The following is a 15,778-nucleotide window of genomic DNA, read 5'->3' as shown; positions in this document are numbered from 1 at the left end:
GCGTGGTGTTTCCGCGCGGCGGCGTGCGCGCGCTGCCGGATGCGCTGGCGGCGGCCGCCGCCGACGCGGGCGTGCGGTTCTGCTACGGCGCGCCCGTCACCGCGCTCGAGCGTTCCGGGGATCGGGTCGTCGCCGTGCGCACCGATGCCGAGCGCATCGCCTGTGACGCGGTCATTCTGACCACCGAGCTGCCGCAAACCTACGCGTTGCTGGGCCGCACGCCGCGCCGCGCGGTACCGCTGCGCGCCTCGCCGTCGGCGGTGGTGGCCCACCTCGGGTGCCCGGCCCTGGCCCCCGAAACCGCGCACCACACCATCCTTTTCGGTGACGCCTGGGACCGCACCTTCACCGACATCATCCGCGACGGGCGGGTGATGACCGATCCGTCGTTGTTGGTGACGCGGCCCACCGCGGGCGACCCGAGCCTGGCGCCTCAGGGGCGTGACCTGCTCTACGTGCTGGCCCCCGCGCCGAACCTGGACCGCGGCACCGTCGACTGGGCGAGCACGGCTGACGGCTACGTCGAGACCATGATCGCCACGGTCGCCGACCGGCTGCTGCCCGGTTTGGCCGAGGAGGCACAGGTGCTCGACGTGGTCACGCCCGTGGACTGGGCCCGGCAGGGCATGGCGGCCGGCAGCCCGTTCGCGGTGTCGCACACCTTCGGCCAGACCGGCCCGTTCCGCCCGGCCAACATGGTGCGAGGCATCGAAAATGCCGTCCTCGCAGGGTCTTCCACCGTGCCGGGAGTGGGCGTTCCCACCACGCTGATCTCCGGGCGGCTGGCCGCGGACCGCGTCACCGGGGTGGCCAAGCGCCCGGCCACGCACGTCGACCTGAAAGCGGCGCTGCCATGATCCGCGGCGAGCTGGACGCGGCGGGCATCGACGATCCGCGGCTGCGCGACGGGTATCGCCGCTGCCGCGAACTCAACGCCGCGCACGGCCGCACGTTCTTCCTCGCGACCCGGCTGCTCGCCCCCGACCAGCGGCCGGCGGTGCACGCGTTGTACGGCTTCGCCCGCTACGCCGACGACATCCTCGACGACCTCGACTCCCAGGAAGGCGTCGAAAGCCGGGGCAGGCGCCTGCAGGAGCTCTCCGAGCAGTTCTTCGCCGGCGGTGACCACCTCGAGGACCCGGTGCTGGCCGCGGTCACCCACACCGCGCGCCGCTACGGAATCGCGACCGAACTCTTCGACGACTTCCTGGCATCCATGCGCATGGACCTCACGATCACCGACTATCCCCATCGCGAGGCCCTCAACCAGTACATGCGCGGCTCCGCCGAAGTCATTGGCCTGCAAGTGCTTCCGGTGCTAGGGACGGTGGCGCCGGTCGAGGAGACCGCCCCCTACGCCGCCGCGTTGGGCCGGGCGTTCCAGCTCACCAACTTCCTGCGCGACGTCGACGAGGACCTGCTGCGTGGCCGGGTCTACCTGCCGGCCGACGAGCTCGCCGCCGGCGGGGTCGACCGCGACCTGCTGATGTGGTGCCACACGCACCGCCGCACCGACCCGCGGGTGCGTGACGCCCTGGCCGCTCAGCACGAAATCACCAGGCGGACCTACCGATTCGCCGCGCAGGGGATCGACATGCTGGCCCCCCGGTCACGCCCGTGCGTGGCGGCCGCGGCGACGCTGTACTCGGAGATCCTCGACCGCATCGAGGCCAGCGAGTTCGCGGTGTTCTCGCAGCGCGCCACCGTCGGCACGATGCGACGCCTGCAGGTCGGCGGCCTGGGCCTGTTACGGTCGTGGCGGGCGCGTAACGCCGCGCCGAGCGTGTCGGGTTTCACCTCGGGGGCCGCATGACGGATCGGTGGCAGTACCTGGCGGTCCTGGCCGCATGCCTGGCCGTCACCGCGCCGTTGGAGGCCTTCGGGCCGGGCGTGTACCGGCAGCTGCGCCGGCTCGTCGTCGCCGTCGTGCCCGTCGCGGCGATCTTCTTGCTGTGGGACGAGATCGCGGTGGCCGCGCGGGTGTGGAACTACAACGAGCGCTACCTCGTCGGGCTCGACGTTCCCTTCCACGTCCCGATCGAGGAAGTGTTGTTCTTCGTCGTCATTCCCGTGTGCGCCCTGCTGACCTACAACGCGGTGAGCACCATCCTGGCCCGGGTGCGGCGGCGATGACCGGTCTGGGTTACACGGTGCCGGCGGTGGCGGCGGTCGTGGCCGTCTGCGCCGCCGAAGTGGTGGTGTTGCGGACCGGGCTGTTCCGGCGCCTGGCCTACTGGCTGTCGATGGTGATCGTGCTCGGATTCCAGATTCCGGTCGACGGCTGGCTGACCAAGCTGAGCTCGCCGATCGTGCGGTACGACGAACGGCAGATCAGCGGCTGGCGCTTCCCCTTCGACATCCCGGTGGAGGACTTCCTGTTCGGCTTCGCCCTGGCGACCGCGGTGCTGCTGTTGTGGGAGCGGCAACGTGCGCGCCGGTAACCAGCTGGCGGCGGCGTTCGACGCGGGCGCCGACGCCTACGACCGCCTGGTGGGCCGCAGCCCCGGCTACCACGACCAGCTGCTGCTCTCGGCCAGCCGGATGCGACTTCCGAACCGCGGCAGGGGCGTACGGCTGCTTGACGCGGGCTGCGGAACCGGCGCGTCGACGGCCGCGCTGCTCGCGGTCGCCCCGGAGGCCGACATCATCGCGGTGGACGCGTCGCGCGGCATGCTCGACGTGGCGCGCGCGAAGCCGTGGCCGGACTCGGTGCGCTTCGTGCACACGCCCATCGAGCGGCTCGCCGAGCACGGCATCTCCGGGCCGTTCGACGGCATCCTGGCCGCCTACCTGATCCGCAACCTCGCCGACCCCGATCAGCAACTGCGCGCGTTCCGGACGCTGCTGCGGCCCGGCGGCACGCTGGCCGTGCACGAATACTCGGTCCGCGACTCCCCCGCGGCCACCGCGATCTGGCACGCCGTGTGCTGGGGCGTCATCATCCCGTCCGGGTGGTGGCGCACGCGCGACGCCGGGCTGTACCGCTACCTGTGGCGCAGCGTGCTCGGCTTCGACGGCGTCACCCGGTTCCGCGCCCGCCTGCGCGAGGCCGGGTTCACCGCGGTGCACAGCGACACGATGCCCGGCTGGGAGGCCAACATCGTGCACACCTTCCTGGCGGACGCGCCGCGATGACCGACCCCGTGGACCGTCGCCGCCGCACCCTGCCCGCGCCGCTGGGTCGGCCGGACGTGGGCGCGCTCCCCGAGCGGCCGCGCGTGGCCGTCGTCGGCGGCGGCATCGCCGGGCTGGCCGCCGCCACCGGGCTGGCCGAACGCGGCGTCGCCGTCGACGTCGTCGAGCGTCAGGACTACCTCGGCGGGCGGGTCGGTGGCTGGACCGAGTCCGACGCCGGGGCCGACCTCGCGATGAACCGCGGTTTCCACGCGTTCTTCCGCCAGTACTACAACCTGCGCGCCCTGCTGCGGCGCGTCGACCCGGCGCTGCGCATGCTGGTGCCCGTCGACGACTATCCCCTCATCGACGAGATGGGCCGGCGCGACAGCTTCCGCGGGCTGCCGCGCACCCCGCCGTGGAACGCGATGGCGTTCGCCGTGCGCAGCCCCACCTTCCGGGTGCGCGACTTCGCCCACATCGACGCCCGCGCCGCCGCGCCGCTGGCCGCCGTGTCGGTGCCCGGCATCTACGAGCAGCTCGACGGGGTCGACGCCGCGGAGTTCCTCGAACGCATCCGGTTTCCGGCGCCTGCAAGGCATCTCGCGTTCGAGGTGTTCTCCCGCAGCTTCTTCGCCGACCCGTCCAAGCTGTCGGCGGCCGAGTTGGCCACCATGTTCCACATCTACTTCCTGGGTTCGTCGGAGGGCCTGATCTTCGACGTGCCGGACGCGAACTACGACACCGCCCTGTGGGAGCCGCTGCGGCGCCACCTCGAGGGCCACGGTGTGCAGTTCCGGCTGGGCACCGGCGTCACCGGCATCGCCACCGACGGGCCCAAACCGTATGCGGTGCAACTAGATTCCGGTGACGAACTCGACGTCGACGCGGTGGTGCTGGCCACCGACATCGCCGGCCTGCAACGCATCGTGGCGGCATCGGCCGGGCTGGGCACCGACGGCTGGCGCGAGCAGATCGCCCGGTTGCGCACCGCGCCGCCGTTCGCGGTGCACCGACTGTGGCTCGACCGTCCCGTGGCGGATCACCGGCCGGCGTTTCTGGGCACCGCGGGGCACAAGCCGCTGGACAACATCAGCGTGTTGGAACGCTACGAGCGGCAGGCCCGCGACTGGGCCCGCGCCCACCGAGGCTCGGTGGTCGAATTGCACGCGTACGCCTTGGACTCCGCGCCGTCGCGCGCGGCGGCGCTGCGCGAGCTGCACCGCATCTACCCGGAAACCGCTGCGGCGCAGATCGTCTCCGAGCGCCTGTTGCATCGCAGCGACTGCCCGCTGTTCTCCCCCGGCTCCTACGAGCTGCGGCCCACCATCAGCACCCCGCAGCCCGGTCTGCTGCTGGCCGGTGACGCGATCCGGATCGACCTGCCGGTCGCGCTCATGGAACGCGCCGCGACCACCGGCTGGTGCGCCGCCAACCAGTTGCTGGCCCGCTGGGGCGTGGCCGGGCATCCGTTGGCCACCGTCCCCACCCATGGCCGGTCGCCGTTGCTGCGCCGGCTCGCCACCCGCGAAAGAGCCCGGCATCGATGACCATCCGCGATCGGCTGCGCCTGCCGCGGCCCCCGGCACGGCCCAAAGATTGGCCGCTGCAGGTGATCCCGCGCCAGCCCTGGGCCGAGCAACGCCCCACCTACCGCGACGCGCGACCCGGCCTCATCGAGGCCGCGCTGCGACGCTCACAGCACCGGCCCACCGGCAACTGGTATGCCTTCGCGGCGAGCCGCGACGTGCGGCCCGGGCGACCGTTCGGCGCCCGCGTGGCGGGCGTCGAGCTGGTGGCCTGGCGCGACGATCAGCGGCGGCTGTGCGTCGGGCCGCGCAGCTGCCCCCATATGGGCGCAGACCTCGCGACCGGGATCGTGCACCGCGGCACCCTGATCTGCCGGTGGCACGGCTTGGCCCTCGACGGGCACGACCGCGAATTCGGCTGGACCCCGCTGCCCAGCCACGATGACGGCGCCCTGGCCTGGGTGCGGCTGGACATGATCGGCGGCGAGGATCCGCTGCCGCAGCCGGTGATCCCCGACCGGCCGGCCGGCGCGACCCTGGCCGCGGTGGCGCGGGTGGACGGAGTCTGCGAGCCGGTCGACATCATCGCCAACCGGCTCGACCCCTGGCACGGCGCGTGGTTTCACCCCTACTCGTTCACCCGCCTCGACGTGCTGAGCACGCCCACCGAGGACGCCGATCACTTCTTGGTGGCGGTGACCTTCAAGATGGGGCGCCTCGGCGTGCCGGTGATCGCCGAGTTCACCTGCCCCGAGGCGCGCACCATCGTGATGCGCATCGTCGACGGGGAAGGGGTCGGCAGCACCGTCGAAACCCACGCCATGCCGCTGGGAGCGGGCACGGACGGACGTCCGCGGACCGCGGTGCTCGAGGCCACCATCGCGCATTCGGAGCGACCGGGTTTCGCGCGGGCAACGCGGATGGCGCCGCTGATCGCGCCGTTCATGCGCTACGCGGCCGCCCGGCTGTGGCGCGACGACCTCACCTACGCCGAACGCCGATACCAGGTCCGCGCCGGCCTCGCCTAGCGCGGCGACCCCGCGCGGGCGTGGGACACTCGAGACATCACCGCCCGCACCGACTCCGCCGCACCCCAGCGCTACACCGCCGCCGTGCTAGCGACCGCCGGCGCGCATTTCGCCTACCTGCTCTACATCCCGGCCGGGGGCCTGCTCGCGCTGCGCTGGCCGCGCACGCTGATCGCCCACGTCGCCGCCGTCGCCTGGGGCGTCGCCGTCGTCACGCTGCCGCTGCGTTGCCCGCTGACCACGCTGGAGGATTGGGCGCGCCGCCGAGCGGGGCTCGAGCCACTGCCGCCCGCGGGGTTCATCGACCGCTACGTCGAGGGCCGGTGGCTGCCGACGGGCCGCGTCGGCGTGGCGCAGGCCGCGGCGTTCGCCGCGGCCGCCGCCTCATGGGGCGTGCTCGCCGCCCGGCGTCGACGCGACGGGGGCCGCGGGCGGGGCGGCGACAGCGAGGTCGGTCGTGGCCGGCGCCTGGCCGGCTGAGCGCCGCCACAGCAGCCAGCCCGCCGCGGCCAGCAGGACCGCCAACAGCAGCACCGTCGGCCACAGGGCCAGCTCCGCCAACCAGAGCCGCCGCTGCCACTTCATCAGCCGTCGTTCGCCACGGCGCACGCGCCGGGACGTCTCCACGAGATTCATCGCTCATCTAAGTACCCGCGTTGGCCTTGTTCAAACGGCGCCCAGGCGCCGGGCCGCGAAGGGGTTTGACCGGCCCGATTGGCGGCTAGTCAGCATCATGAACACCAAATCGCCCGCTTCCTCCCGGGCCGCGGATCACCCCTTCACGCGGCTGGCGGCCGCGTGGTGGGCGCTCGTCGTCGGCCTGGTCATCCTCATCGCCCTGCTCGTCTTCGTCGCCCAGAACACCGAGTCCGTCGCCGTGCACTTCCTCGGCTTCGACTGGAGCCTGCCGGTCGGCGTCGGGTATCTGCTGGCCGCGGTCGCCGGCGCGACCACCACCGTGCTGGTCGGCGCAGCCCGGATGATCCAGCTGCGCCGCGCCTCCCGCCGCACCGCTGCCCGCTGAGCGGGCCGGGTCCCGAGCGCGCCCTAGCCGGCGCGCCAATAGTTCATTTTCTTAATCACTTTGTCGGGGCCGTCACGGTTCGGTGCGCGCCGCAGCGGGAATGCTCGACACGACATGCGGGAGGAATGCAATGAGTAAACGCTGCGTCGTGTTCGGTGCCACCGGCTACCTGGGCACCCGGCTGGTTCCGCAGCTGTTGGCGGCCGGGCACAGCGTGCGCGTGCTGGCGCGCACCCCGGAGAAGCTCGACGGCGTCGCCTGGCACGACGAGGCGGAGATCGTGCAGGGCGACGTCAGCGACCGGGCCAGCGTGGCACGGGCCCTCGACGGCCAGGACGTCCTCTACTACCTGGTGCACTCGCTGATGCGGCCCGACTTCGTGGAGTTCGACGACCGCGCGGCGCACACCGTGGCCGAGGCCGCCGCCCGGGCCGGGCTGTCCCGCATCGTCTACGTCGGCGGCATCATCCCCGAAGGGCAGGAATTATCTGATCACCTCGCCTCCCGCCAGCAGGTCGGCCAGGTGCTGCTCGACTCCGGCGTGCCGACCGTCGAACTGCGCGCGGCCGCGATCATCGGCGCGGGTTCGGCGAGCTTTGAGATGTTGCGCTATCTCACCGAGCGACTGCCGCTGATCGTCACGCCGCGGTGGCTGCGCACCCGCGTACAGCCCATCGCGGTGCGCGACGTCCTCTACTACCTGGAGCATTCGGCGGACTTACCGACCGAAGTCAACCGCCCCTTCGATATCGGCGGGCCCGACCGCTTCACCTACAGCGAGATGATCCGGAAGTACGCCGCGGTCGCGGGCCTGCCGCGCCGGCCCACCCTGCCGGTACCGCTGCTGAGTCCCCAGCTCTCCGCGCCGGCCGTCGACCTGATCACCCCGATTCCGAGGCAACTGGCCGTGTCGCTGATGGAGTCGTTGGAAAACGACGTGGTGTGCGCCGACCACGACATCGCCCGCCACATCCCGGACCCCGAGGGCGGGTTGACCCACTACGAGGAGGCCGTCGAACTGGCCCTGGCGCACGTGCGCGAAAAGGACCTGCAGACGCGATGGTCGAGCGCCGACACCAACGGCGCCCCCTCCCAGCCGCTGCCGACCGACCCGGAGTGGGCGGGCGGATCCCTCTACGAGGACACCCGGCAACGTCACAGCCGCGCCGAGCCCGCCACGCTGTGGCGCGCCATCGAAACCGCCGCGGCGGAACGGAATTGGTCCGCATTGCCATGGGAATGGCCGGTGCGGGGCTGGATCAACAGCGTCCTCGCCGGCATCCGGCCGCGGCGGCGCACGCTCGACGGGAAGGCCCTGCACGAGGGCGAGGCGCTCGACTGGTGGCGGGTGGAACACATCGACGCACCGCGCCTGCTGCGGCTGCGGGCCGACATCCCGCTGCCGGGGCGCCTGTGGCTCGAGCTGTCCGCCACCCCCGACGAGAACGGCGGCTCGCTGTACCGGCAGCGGGCGTTCTTCCAACCCTACGGGCTTGCCGGGCAACTGTTCTGGGCCGCGTCGGCGCCGTATCGCGACGCGGTATTCGGTGGGATCGCGCGCGACGTGACCGCCACCGCCCGGGTTGCCGAGACCGCGGCCTGACCGCGGCGGTGACACAACACGAAGAGGTTGGCATGAGTGACAAGACGTTTCGCAAGGGCGACAAAGTCGAGTGGAAGAGCCACGGCAACACCGTGGAAGGCAAGGTCGAGGAGAAGATCACCTCGGACACCGAGGCCGCCGGCCGCACGGTGCGCGCGTCGAAGGACGAGCCGCAGTACCGTGTCGTCAGCGATAAGACGGGCGCGGACGCCGTACACAAGCCGAGCGCGCTGCGCCCCGCCGACTGATCGCGCAGATCAGCGATGGCCGCCGACGACGACACCACTTGGCGCGAGTTCCACGACACCGTCAACATGACCGCGCGCGAGCTGCAGAAGTGGTTGTCGAGCGACGAGTCCCGCAGCGTGGGACAGAAGAAGGGCGGCGACGAGTCGACGGGACACGCCAGCGGCCGCCGCATCGTCGACATCCTGCAGGCCAAGCGCGCCGATCTCACCGACGACGACTACGCGCACATGCGCAAGGTGGTCGGGTACGCCAAACGGCACCTGGCACAGCGGCCGCACGGCGACATCGACGAGAGCCCGTGGCGCTATTCGCTGATGAATTGGGGCCACGACCCGTCCAAATCCTGACCCGCGACGGGGGCCGCCCGCGCCGCCTTCGCGAGCATTCGCCGCGGTTGCCGTAGGCTGAGGGGCCACCGACCGGAAGAAACCGCCGGGACCAGCGTCGCCGACAACCCTGACCGGCGTCTCTGCCACGAAGGATGCGGGTAAGTGACCAAGCGCGGCGCTGTCAACCAGCGACTGGATCGAGCCGAACTCGAGAAATTGATGTCGGCCGATTTGCGGATGATGACGGCCCAGTCCGACCACATCGGCCGACACTTCGCCCGGCAGAACAATGTCGGCGGCACCGACTTCCACGCCCTGCTGCACATCATGGTCGCCGAGACCGCCGGCACGCCCCTGACGGCCGCCCAGCTGCGTCGCCGCATGGACGTCTCGCCCGCCGCCATCACCTACCTGGTGGACCGCATGATGGAGGCCGGCCACATTCGTCGCGAACCCGATCCCGAGGACAGGCGAAAGACGCTGCTGCGCTACGAGCACCCGGGGATGACCCTGGCTCGCAGCTTCTTTGCTCCGCTCGGCGCGCATCTGCACGCCGCCCTCGCGGATCTGCCGGACCGGGATCTTGCTGCGGCGCACCGTGTTTTCACCGCGATGATGGCGGCCATGGCGACGTTCGAGGCCGAACTCGCCGCGCCGGCACCCGAGGCGCCGGACAAGGGCGTCGACACCAAGGCTGAACCCCGGGCCGACACGAAGGCCGCCGCCGCGACCGGTCCCGCGGCGAAAGGGCGGCGCCGCGCGGCTCGGTGACGCCCGTCACGCTAACGAACGGGCCGGCCCGCCAGCGCCATTCGTTCGACGAGGTCGGCCCCGCGCGCCACGCCGCCGGTGGCGGCGAAGCCGGCGGCGACCCGGCGTGCGCCATCGCCCATCGTCATCGCCGCGCGCACGCTGGTCCGTAGTCGCTCGGGCGTCAGCTTTTTGGCCGGTAGCCGGGTTCCGCACCCGGCAATCTCGACCCGGCGGGCCACCTCGGCCTGGTCCCGGGCGAAGGGCACCACGCAGACCGGCACACCGCGGTCGAGGGCTTTCACCGTCGTCCCCATGCCGCCGTGCGTGACGGCGCAACACGCCCGGTCCAGCACGGCGCCGTGCGGCACGAAGCGGCGCACGGTGGCGTTCGCGGGTCGGGGCAGCCCCGCGGGCACGCCCGCCGGAAACGTGGCCACGACGTGCACGTCCTCGTCGGCCAGGGCCTGCAACGCGACCCGGCCCAACGCCTCGTCGCACTGCCGTAGCGACGAGGTGTTGACCAGCACCACCGGGCGGTCGATCGCGGCCAGCCAGTCCGGCGTCGGCGCCGGGCGGGGCTCGAACGCGCAGGCGCCGATGTGCTGCACCAGGTTTCCCCATCCCGGATGCGAGTATTCGAAGGGCTCACCGCCGACGGCCAACACCAGCGGCGCCCGGCGCATCAGGGCGTCCACCGACGCGACCGGCGCCACCCCCAGGCCGGCGCGAATCTCGTTGATCGGCGGCAACACCGGCCGGTCGAACAGGTGCCGGACAATCGGGCGCACCGAGGCGTCGCGGAACGCGCCCACGAGGCCCCGCAGGGGTCGGAACCCCGGACCGAACGGCGGCACCCCGCGCGAGCGCAGGTAGGGCGTGAACGGCGAGAAGAGCAGCCACGGCGTGTCACCGGCCTCGGCCGCCGACAGCGCCCCCCAGCAGTTCGCGTCCACGATGACCGCGTCGGGCCGCACCGCCTCCACCGCCCGCCTCAGGTCGGCCACCTCCAGCGCCGCCCGCGCGCACAGCACGTCGATCGTTGACTTCAACACGCCCAACGCGTTTCGCGCCTGCCAGTCGCGCCCGGTGATCGCCTCGATGGCGGGGTCGACGGGTTCGGCGTGCACACCGGCGGCCCGCATCGTCGCGACGCCGTCCGCCATGGTGCGCGCGTGCACCTCGTGGCCGCGGCGCACCAGCTCTTGCAGCAGCGCCCCGACCGGCAGCAGGTGCCCGAGGGCCGGCGAGCCGTACGCCAAGATGGCAGCCACGAGAGGTTAAGCGGTGGGGCGGACGCGGACGTCGCGCAGTTCGGCGAGCGTGGCGGCCCCGCAGCCGTGCAGGCAGACGCGCAGCTCGTCGATGAACGGTTGAAGCCAATCCACAACTGCCGCAGCGGATTCGATGGCGGCGGGCAGCAGCGGGCGGGCCACCGCGACGACGTCGGCGCCCAGCGCGATCGCCTTGGCCGCGTCCATGCCGGTACGGATGCCGCCCGAGGCCACCAGCGGCACGTCGGGCAGTACCTCGCGCACCTCCACGATGGCGCGCGCGGTCGGCACGCCCCAGTCGGCCAGGTGCGGGTGCCGCAGTTCCCCGTAGCGCACGAACTGCTCCACCCGCGACCACGAGGTGCCACCGGCCCCGGCGACGTCGATGCCGGCCACCGGCAAGTCCCCTTGCACCGCAACGAGTTCCGCGGCGGCGGCGCCGCCGATGCCGTGGCCGACCTCCTTGAGCAACACCGGATAGTTCAGTGCGCCGGCCACCTCCCGCAGCCTGCCCAGCGATCCGGAGAAGTCGGTGTCACCGTTGTGCTGGATGGCTTCCTGCAACGGATTGGTGTGCACCGCAAGCGCGTCGGCGCCCACCCGGTCGAGAGCCTTCTCCAGATCCGGCACCGCGCCCTGGCGCAACTGCGCCAGGCCGATGTTGCCGAACAGCAGGACATCCGGGGCCACGTCCCGCACGGTGAAGCTGTCCGCGGCCCGCTCGCCCAGCGCGCTGTCGAGCATGATGCGCTGGGAGCCCAGCATCATGCCGACGCCCAATTCCTGTGCCGCCGCGGCCAGATTGCGGTTGATCGTCGCGGACAACTCCGCGCCGCCGGTCATCGCCCCGATCAACACCGGTGCCCGCAGGTTGGCCCCGAAGAATTTGGCGGACAAGTCGATATCGCCCAGGCAGGTCTGCGTCAGGGCGTTGTACGGCAGGGCGTAGGCGTCCAACCCGGTGCTGACGCCGTCGTATTCGACCCGCTCGGTCAGGCACACGTCGATGTGCCGCCGCTTACGGGTCGTCATCGTGCCCCGGTCGGCCGTCACAGCGCACCTCCCGGGCCGGCGAACCCCCGCCGCCTCGCTTGCATACTGACCATAGTGCCCCCTTCCGCGCCCCTCCACGCATGCGCGCGCCGACCGGATCGTTCCTCACCATCATTTCAGTTGATTAATGATTAACAAACTGAAATGCTCGATGGGTGGTCTGGGAACGCGTGGCCGCCGCGGTGACGCGCCGGCAAGGGGTGGTTCTCGGGTTGGCGACCGTCGCGGTGGGTATCGCCGTCATGGTGCTCATCGGTGCAAATCCGGCGGCCGGGCAGGCGCCGATGCCCCTGCCCCCCGCGTCGCAGTCGGCGCGGGCGGATGCGCTAGCGGCCCGGTTTCCCGGCGCCTACCGCGTGCCGTTGATCGTGGTAATCAGCCGGGCCGACGGCGCCGCGCTCACGCCGTCCGACGTCGCCGCCGCGCGGGCCGCGTCCGACCGAGCGAGTGCCGCCGCGGCGGGTCACGCCGAGTCGGGTGCCGCCCCGCCGGTGGTGTCCGGTGACGGCACCGCGGCCCTCGGCGTAGTGCCGCTGGGGGGCGATCTGTCGGGGTTGGCGCTGTCCGACGCCGTAATCGCGGTGCGTGCCGCCGCGACCGCGGGGGCGCCCCCCGAACTGCGCGTGCACGTCACCGGCGGCCCCGCGTTCGGCGCCGACATCGCCAATGCCTTCGCCGGCGCCAATGTCACCCTGCTGGTGGTGACGGCGTCCGTGGTGGCGTTGCTGCTGGTCGCGACCTACCGCTCGCCGGTGCTGTGGCTGGCGCCGTTGCTGGTGATCGGCTTCGCCGATCGGGTCGCCGCCGCGGTGGGCACCGGCCTAGCGTCGGTGACCGGCCTCGCCTTCGACGGGGCGACGTCGGGCATCACCAGCGTCCTGGTGTTCGGCGCGGGGACCAACTATGCGCTGCTGCTGATCTCCCGCTACCGCCAGGAACTGCGCGCCCAGCCCGAGCATCGCGTCGCCCTGCGCCGCGCCGTGCGCCGGGCCGGGCCGGCAATCGTTGCCAGCAACGCCACCGTCGTGCTGGCCCTGCTCACGCTGCTCTGCGCGGACACGCCCAGCACGCGCAGCCTGGGTGCGGCGGGCGCCTGCGGGCTGGTGATCGCCGCGGTGGCCGTGCTGGTGGTGTTGCCGCCGCTGCTGGCCGTATGCGGGCGCCGACTGTTCTGGCCCTTCATCCCGCACTGCGGCGCCGACGCGGGCGTCGGTGGCGGCTGGCACCGCGTCGGGCACGGGGTGGCGCGCCGTCCGGGCCTGGTGGCCGCGGCGTCCATCGCGACCCTGGCCGCCCTCGCCGGTGGGCTGTGGGGCACCCGGATCGGCTTATCACAGACCGAGCAGTTCCGGGTCCGGGCGGATTCGGTGGCCGGCTATCAGGTCGTGGCCGCCCACTTCCCGCCGGGCTTGACCAACCCCACGCTCGTCGTCGGGCCCACCGATCGGGCCGCGCGGGTGCGCCAAGCCATCGGCGCCACCCCCGGGGTGGTGTCGGTGAGCGCTGCGGCGGATTCGCCGTCCGGGCTGACGAAGTGGTCGGTGGTGACCGATGCGCCGCCGGCATCGGCGGCGGCGTTCACTACCGTTGCGGCGCTTCGTCATTCGGCCGGGCCCGATGCCTTGGTCGGTGGTGCCGACGCCCGCGCACTGGACATCCGCGATGCCGCCGCGCGGGACCGGCGGCTGCTGATCCCGGCGATCCTGGCGGTGATCCTGGTGGTCCTCTTCGCGCTGCTGCGCTCGGTGGCGGCGCCGCCCACTCTGCTGGCCGCCACCATCCTCGGCGCGCTGGCCGCGCTAGGGGTGGGCGGCTGGACCAGCCTGCACGTCTTCGGGTTTCCCGCGCTGGACGACAGCACCCCGCTGTTCGCGTTCCTGTTCCTGGCCGCCCTCGGCGTGGACTACACGATCTTCCTGGTGACCCGGGCGCGCGAGGAAGCCGCCCTCGGATCGAACGAACCCATGGTGCAGGCCGTGTCGGCCACCGGCGGCGTGATCACCAGCGCGGGCATCGTGTTGGCCGCCGTGTTCTGTGTGCTCGGCGTGCTGCCGCTGATCGTGATGACCCAGCTGGGCATCATCGTGGGCCTCGGCATCCTGCTCGACACGTTCGTGGTGCGCACCCTGGTGATCCCCGCGCTGTTCGCGCTCATCGGTGACCGGATCTGGTGGCCCGCCCGCCCAACCAAAGCCAAAACCACTGCAGGGCAGACAGATTGGAGCGCATCGTGAAGGTGTCAACAGTGGCGGCGACCGGTGCGGCGGTGGCCGCCGCCGCGGGCATCGGCAGCGTCGCCAGCGCCAAGGGCATGACCGGCTGGTATGCGCGGCTGCGCAAGCCGCCCTATCAGCCCCCCGGGGCAGCCTTTCCCGTCGTCTGGACCGCGCTGTACACCGACATCGCGGCCACCTCCGCGGTGGCTCTCGACCGGTTGCGCGCGGCGGGACAGCACGATCAGGCCAACCGCTACGCCGCGGCCCTCGGCGTCAACCTGGCCCTCAACGCCGGGTGGACCTGGGTGTTCTTCCGCTATCACAAACTCGGCGCCGCGGCCCTGGGCGCCGTGGTACTGACCGCGAGCAGCGCCGACCTCACCCGACGAGCCGCGCAGGCCGACGAGGCCGCAGCCGCCGCGCTGGCGCCGTACCCCCTGTGGTGCGCCTTCGCGACCGTCCTGTCGACCCACATCTGGTGGCTCAACCGCTGAAGGGGGACCCAAAGATGCCGACGCTGTTGTGGTTTCGCCGCGATCTGCGGCTGCGCGACCATCCGGCCCTGATCGCCGCCGCCGAGGCGGACGGCGACGTGTTGGCCTGCTTCGTGCTGGACCCGCGGCTGGAGGCGTCGTCGGGTCCGCGCCGGTTGCAGTACCTGGGCAACGCGCTGCGGCAGCTGCGCGACGACCTCGACGGGCGGCTGCTGGTGGCGCGGGGCCGGCCCGAGAAGCTGATCCCCGCCCTCGCCGAGGACGTCGGCGCGGCGTCGGTACACGTCACCGAGGACTTTGCGCCGTACGGGATGCGCCGCGACCAACGGGTCCGCGCGGCACTCGGCTCGGTGCCGCTGGTCGCGACGGGGTCGCCGTACCTGGTCTGCCCCGGCCGCGTCACGAAGAAGGACGGCACGCCGTATCAGGTGTTCACGCCGTTCCTGCGGCAGTGGCGCGAGATCGGCTGGCCGAAACCGGCAAAGTCGGGACCGAAGTCGGCGCGCTGGCTGGACCCCGCGCAGTCCAGCGTCAGCCGCTGCGACATTCCGGACCCCGGCGCCGACCTCGACATCGCGGTGGGCGAGACGGCCGCGCACCGAGCGTGGAAGTCGTTCGTGGACAACGGATTGAAGAACTACGCCGAGGAGCGCAACCGCCCCGACCTGCACGGCACCAGCCGGATGTCGGCGCACCTGAAATTCGGCTCCGTCCACCCCCGCACCCTGGTGGCCGACCTCAACCTGCGGGGCGCCGGCGCGCAGGCGTATTTGCGGGAGTTGGCTTTTCGCGACTTCTACGCCGACGTGCTGCACCATTGGCCCGCCAGCGTCTGGAACAACTGGAACAGCCAGTTCGACGGCATCCAGACCGACAGCGGCGCGGACGCCACCCGCCGCTTCGAGGCGTGGAAGGCCGGCGAGACCGGGTTTCCCTTCGTCGACGCCGGGATGCGCCAGCTCCGCGACTCGGGGTTCATGCACAACCGGGTGCGGATGATCGTCGCGTCCTTCCTCGTCAAGGACCTGCACCTGCCGTGGCAGTGGGGCGCGGAGTGGTTTCTCGCTCAGCTGGTGGACGGCGACATGGCCAACAACCAGCACGGGTGGCAGTGG

At 72.1% G+C, this 15,778-nt stretch carries 18 protein-coding genes; 16 read left to right on the top strand and 2 right to left on the bottom strand.

All coding sequences use genetic code 11. The features are described 5' to 3' along the window. The 13 genes from crtI to A5714_RS14180 all read left to right on the top strand — a co-directional run. A partial coding sequence (gene crtI / locus A5714_RS14240; protein WP_156747324.1) for a phytoene desaturase family protein occupies nt 1-857 on the top strand: 857 nt, incomplete at its 5' end. Further along, nucleotides 854-1,813: a phytoene/squalene synthase family protein gene (locus A5714_RS14235; RefSeq protein ID WP_068286025.1), complete on the top strand. Its 960-nt coding sequence runs from the start codon at nt 854-856 to the stop codon at nt 1,811-1,813. The genes crtI and A5714_RS14235, both read left to right, overlap by 4 nt. Then, complete coding sequence (locus A5714_RS14230) at nt 1,810-2,133, top strand: lycopene cyclase domain-containing protein (protein ID WP_068286024.1); 324 nt, start codon at nt 1,810-1,812, stop codon at nt 2,131-2,133. The genes A5714_RS14235 and A5714_RS14230 overlap by 4 nt, the downstream gene beginning before the upstream one ends. Beyond that, nucleotides 2,130-2,441: a lycopene cyclase domain-containing protein gene (locus A5714_RS14225; RefSeq protein WP_068069464.1), complete on the top strand. Its 312-nt coding sequence runs from the start codon at nt 2,130-2,132 to the stop codon at nt 2,439-2,441. Before A5714_RS14230 ends, A5714_RS14225 begins: the two co-directional genes overlap by 4 nt. Continuing rightward, nucleotides 2,428-3,135 carry a class I SAM-dependent methyltransferase gene (locus A5714_RS14220; protein WP_068284495.1) on the top strand — a complete coding sequence of 236 codons (708 nt, stop codon included), beginning with the start codon at nt 2,428-2,430 and terminating at the stop codon, nt 3,133-3,135. The genes A5714_RS14225 and A5714_RS14220 overlap by 14 nt, the downstream gene beginning before the upstream one ends. After that, nucleotides 3,132-4,664, top strand: a complete 1,533-nt coding sequence (locus tag A5714_RS14215) for an FAD-dependent oxidoreductase (RefSeq protein WP_068286023.1) — start codon at nt 3,132-3,134, stop codon at nt 4,662-4,664. Before A5714_RS14220 ends, A5714_RS14215 begins: the two co-directional genes overlap by 4 nt. Further along, nucleotides 4,661-5,671, top strand: a complete 1,011-nt coding sequence (locus A5714_RS14210; protein WP_068286021.1) for a DUF5914 domain-containing protein — start codon at nt 4,661-4,663, stop codon at nt 5,669-5,671. Before A5714_RS14215 ends, A5714_RS14210 begins: the two co-directional genes overlap by 4 nt. Nucleotides 5,672-5,755: 84 nt before the next feature. Continuing rightward, complete coding sequence (locus A5714_RS14205) at nt 5,756-6,151, top strand: DUF2784 domain-containing protein (protein WP_068069459.1); 396 nt, start codon at nt 5,756-5,758, stop codon at nt 6,149-6,151. 253 nt (nt 6,152-6,404) lie between these two features. After that, nucleotides 6,405-6,695: a lipopolysaccharide assembly LapA domain-containing protein gene (locus A5714_RS14200; protein ID WP_068069457.1), complete on the top strand. Its 291-nt coding sequence runs from the start codon at nt 6,405-6,407 to the stop codon at nt 6,693-6,695. 130 nt (nt 6,696-6,825) lie between these two features. Beyond that, nucleotides 6,826-8,298: a DUF2867 domain-containing protein gene (locus A5714_RS14195; protein WP_068286020.1), complete on the top strand. Its 1,473-nt coding sequence runs from the start codon at nt 6,826-6,828 to the stop codon at nt 8,296-8,298. A gap of 32 nt (nt 8,299-8,330) precedes the next feature. Then, the gene (locus A5714_RS14190) at nt 8,331-8,546 is read left to right on the top strand and encodes a DUF2945 domain-containing protein (protein WP_068069454.1); all 216 of its coding nucleotides are present in this window, start codon (nt 8,331-8,333) and stop codon (nt 8,544-8,546) included. 15 nt (nt 8,547-8,561) lie between these two features. Continuing rightward, on the top strand, nt 8,562-8,894 hold the full coding sequence (locus A5714_RS14185; RefSeq protein WP_068286019.1) for a DUF3140 domain-containing protein: 333 nt from the start codon (nt 8,562-8,564) through the stop codon (nt 8,892-8,894). Between the two features lie 144 nt (nt 8,895-9,038). Then, the gene (locus A5714_RS14180) at nt 9,039-9,647 is read left to right on the top strand and encodes a MarR family winged helix-turn-helix transcriptional regulator (RefSeq protein ID WP_068069451.1); all 609 of its coding nucleotides are present in this window, start codon (nt 9,039-9,041) and stop codon (nt 9,645-9,647) included. Nucleotides 9,648-9,658: 11 nt separating this feature from the next. Here A5714_RS14180 and A5714_RS14175 read toward each other — a convergent pair whose 3' ends face one another. Together A5714_RS14175 and fni are read right to left on the bottom strand one after the other, a co-directional pair. Continuing rightward, entirely contained in the window at nt 9,659-10,900 is a 1,242-nt protein-coding gene (locus A5714_RS14175) for a glycosyltransferase (RefSeq protein WP_068286018.1), read from the bottom strand. A 6-nt stretch (nt 10,901-10,906) separates the two neighbouring features. Beyond that, complete coding sequence (gene fni / locus A5714_RS14170; RefSeq protein WP_156747325.1) at nt 10,907-11,932, bottom strand: type 2 isopentenyl-diphosphate Delta-isomerase; 1,026 nt, start codon at nt 11,930-11,932, stop codon at nt 10,907-10,909. Nucleotides 11,933-12,108: 176 nt separating this feature from the next. On the opposite strand from fni, the gene A5714_RS14165 reads away from it, so the two are divergent. From A5714_RS14165 to A5714_RS14155, 3 genes are all read left to right on the top strand, one after another. Continuing rightward, complete coding sequence (locus A5714_RS14165) at nt 12,109-14,187, top strand: MMPL family transporter (protein ID WP_068286016.1); 2,079 nt, start codon at nt 12,109-12,111, stop codon at nt 14,185-14,187. Continuing rightward, a complete protein-coding gene (locus A5714_RS14160) occupies nt 14,184-14,663 on the top strand; it encodes a TspO/MBR family protein (RefSeq protein ID WP_068286015.1) in 480 nt (159 codons plus the stop codon). The genes A5714_RS14165 and A5714_RS14160 overlap by 4 nt, the downstream gene beginning before the upstream one ends. Before the next feature lie 14 nt (nt 14,664-14,677). Further along, nucleotides 14,678-15,778 (top strand): deoxyribodipyrimidine photo-lyase (locus A5714_RS14155; protein WP_068286013.1); only part of this gene is annotated, 1,101 nt, incomplete at its 3' end.

It is taken from the genome of Mycobacterium sp. E2462, from assembly GCF_001672685.1.
In the GTDB taxonomy this organism is placed as follows: domain Bacteria; phylum Actinomycetota; class Actinomycetes; order Mycobacteriales; family Mycobacteriaceae; genus Mycobacterium.
Note: the sequence above shows the minus strand (reverse complement) of the source record. Positions and strands in the feature narration are given on the sequence as shown.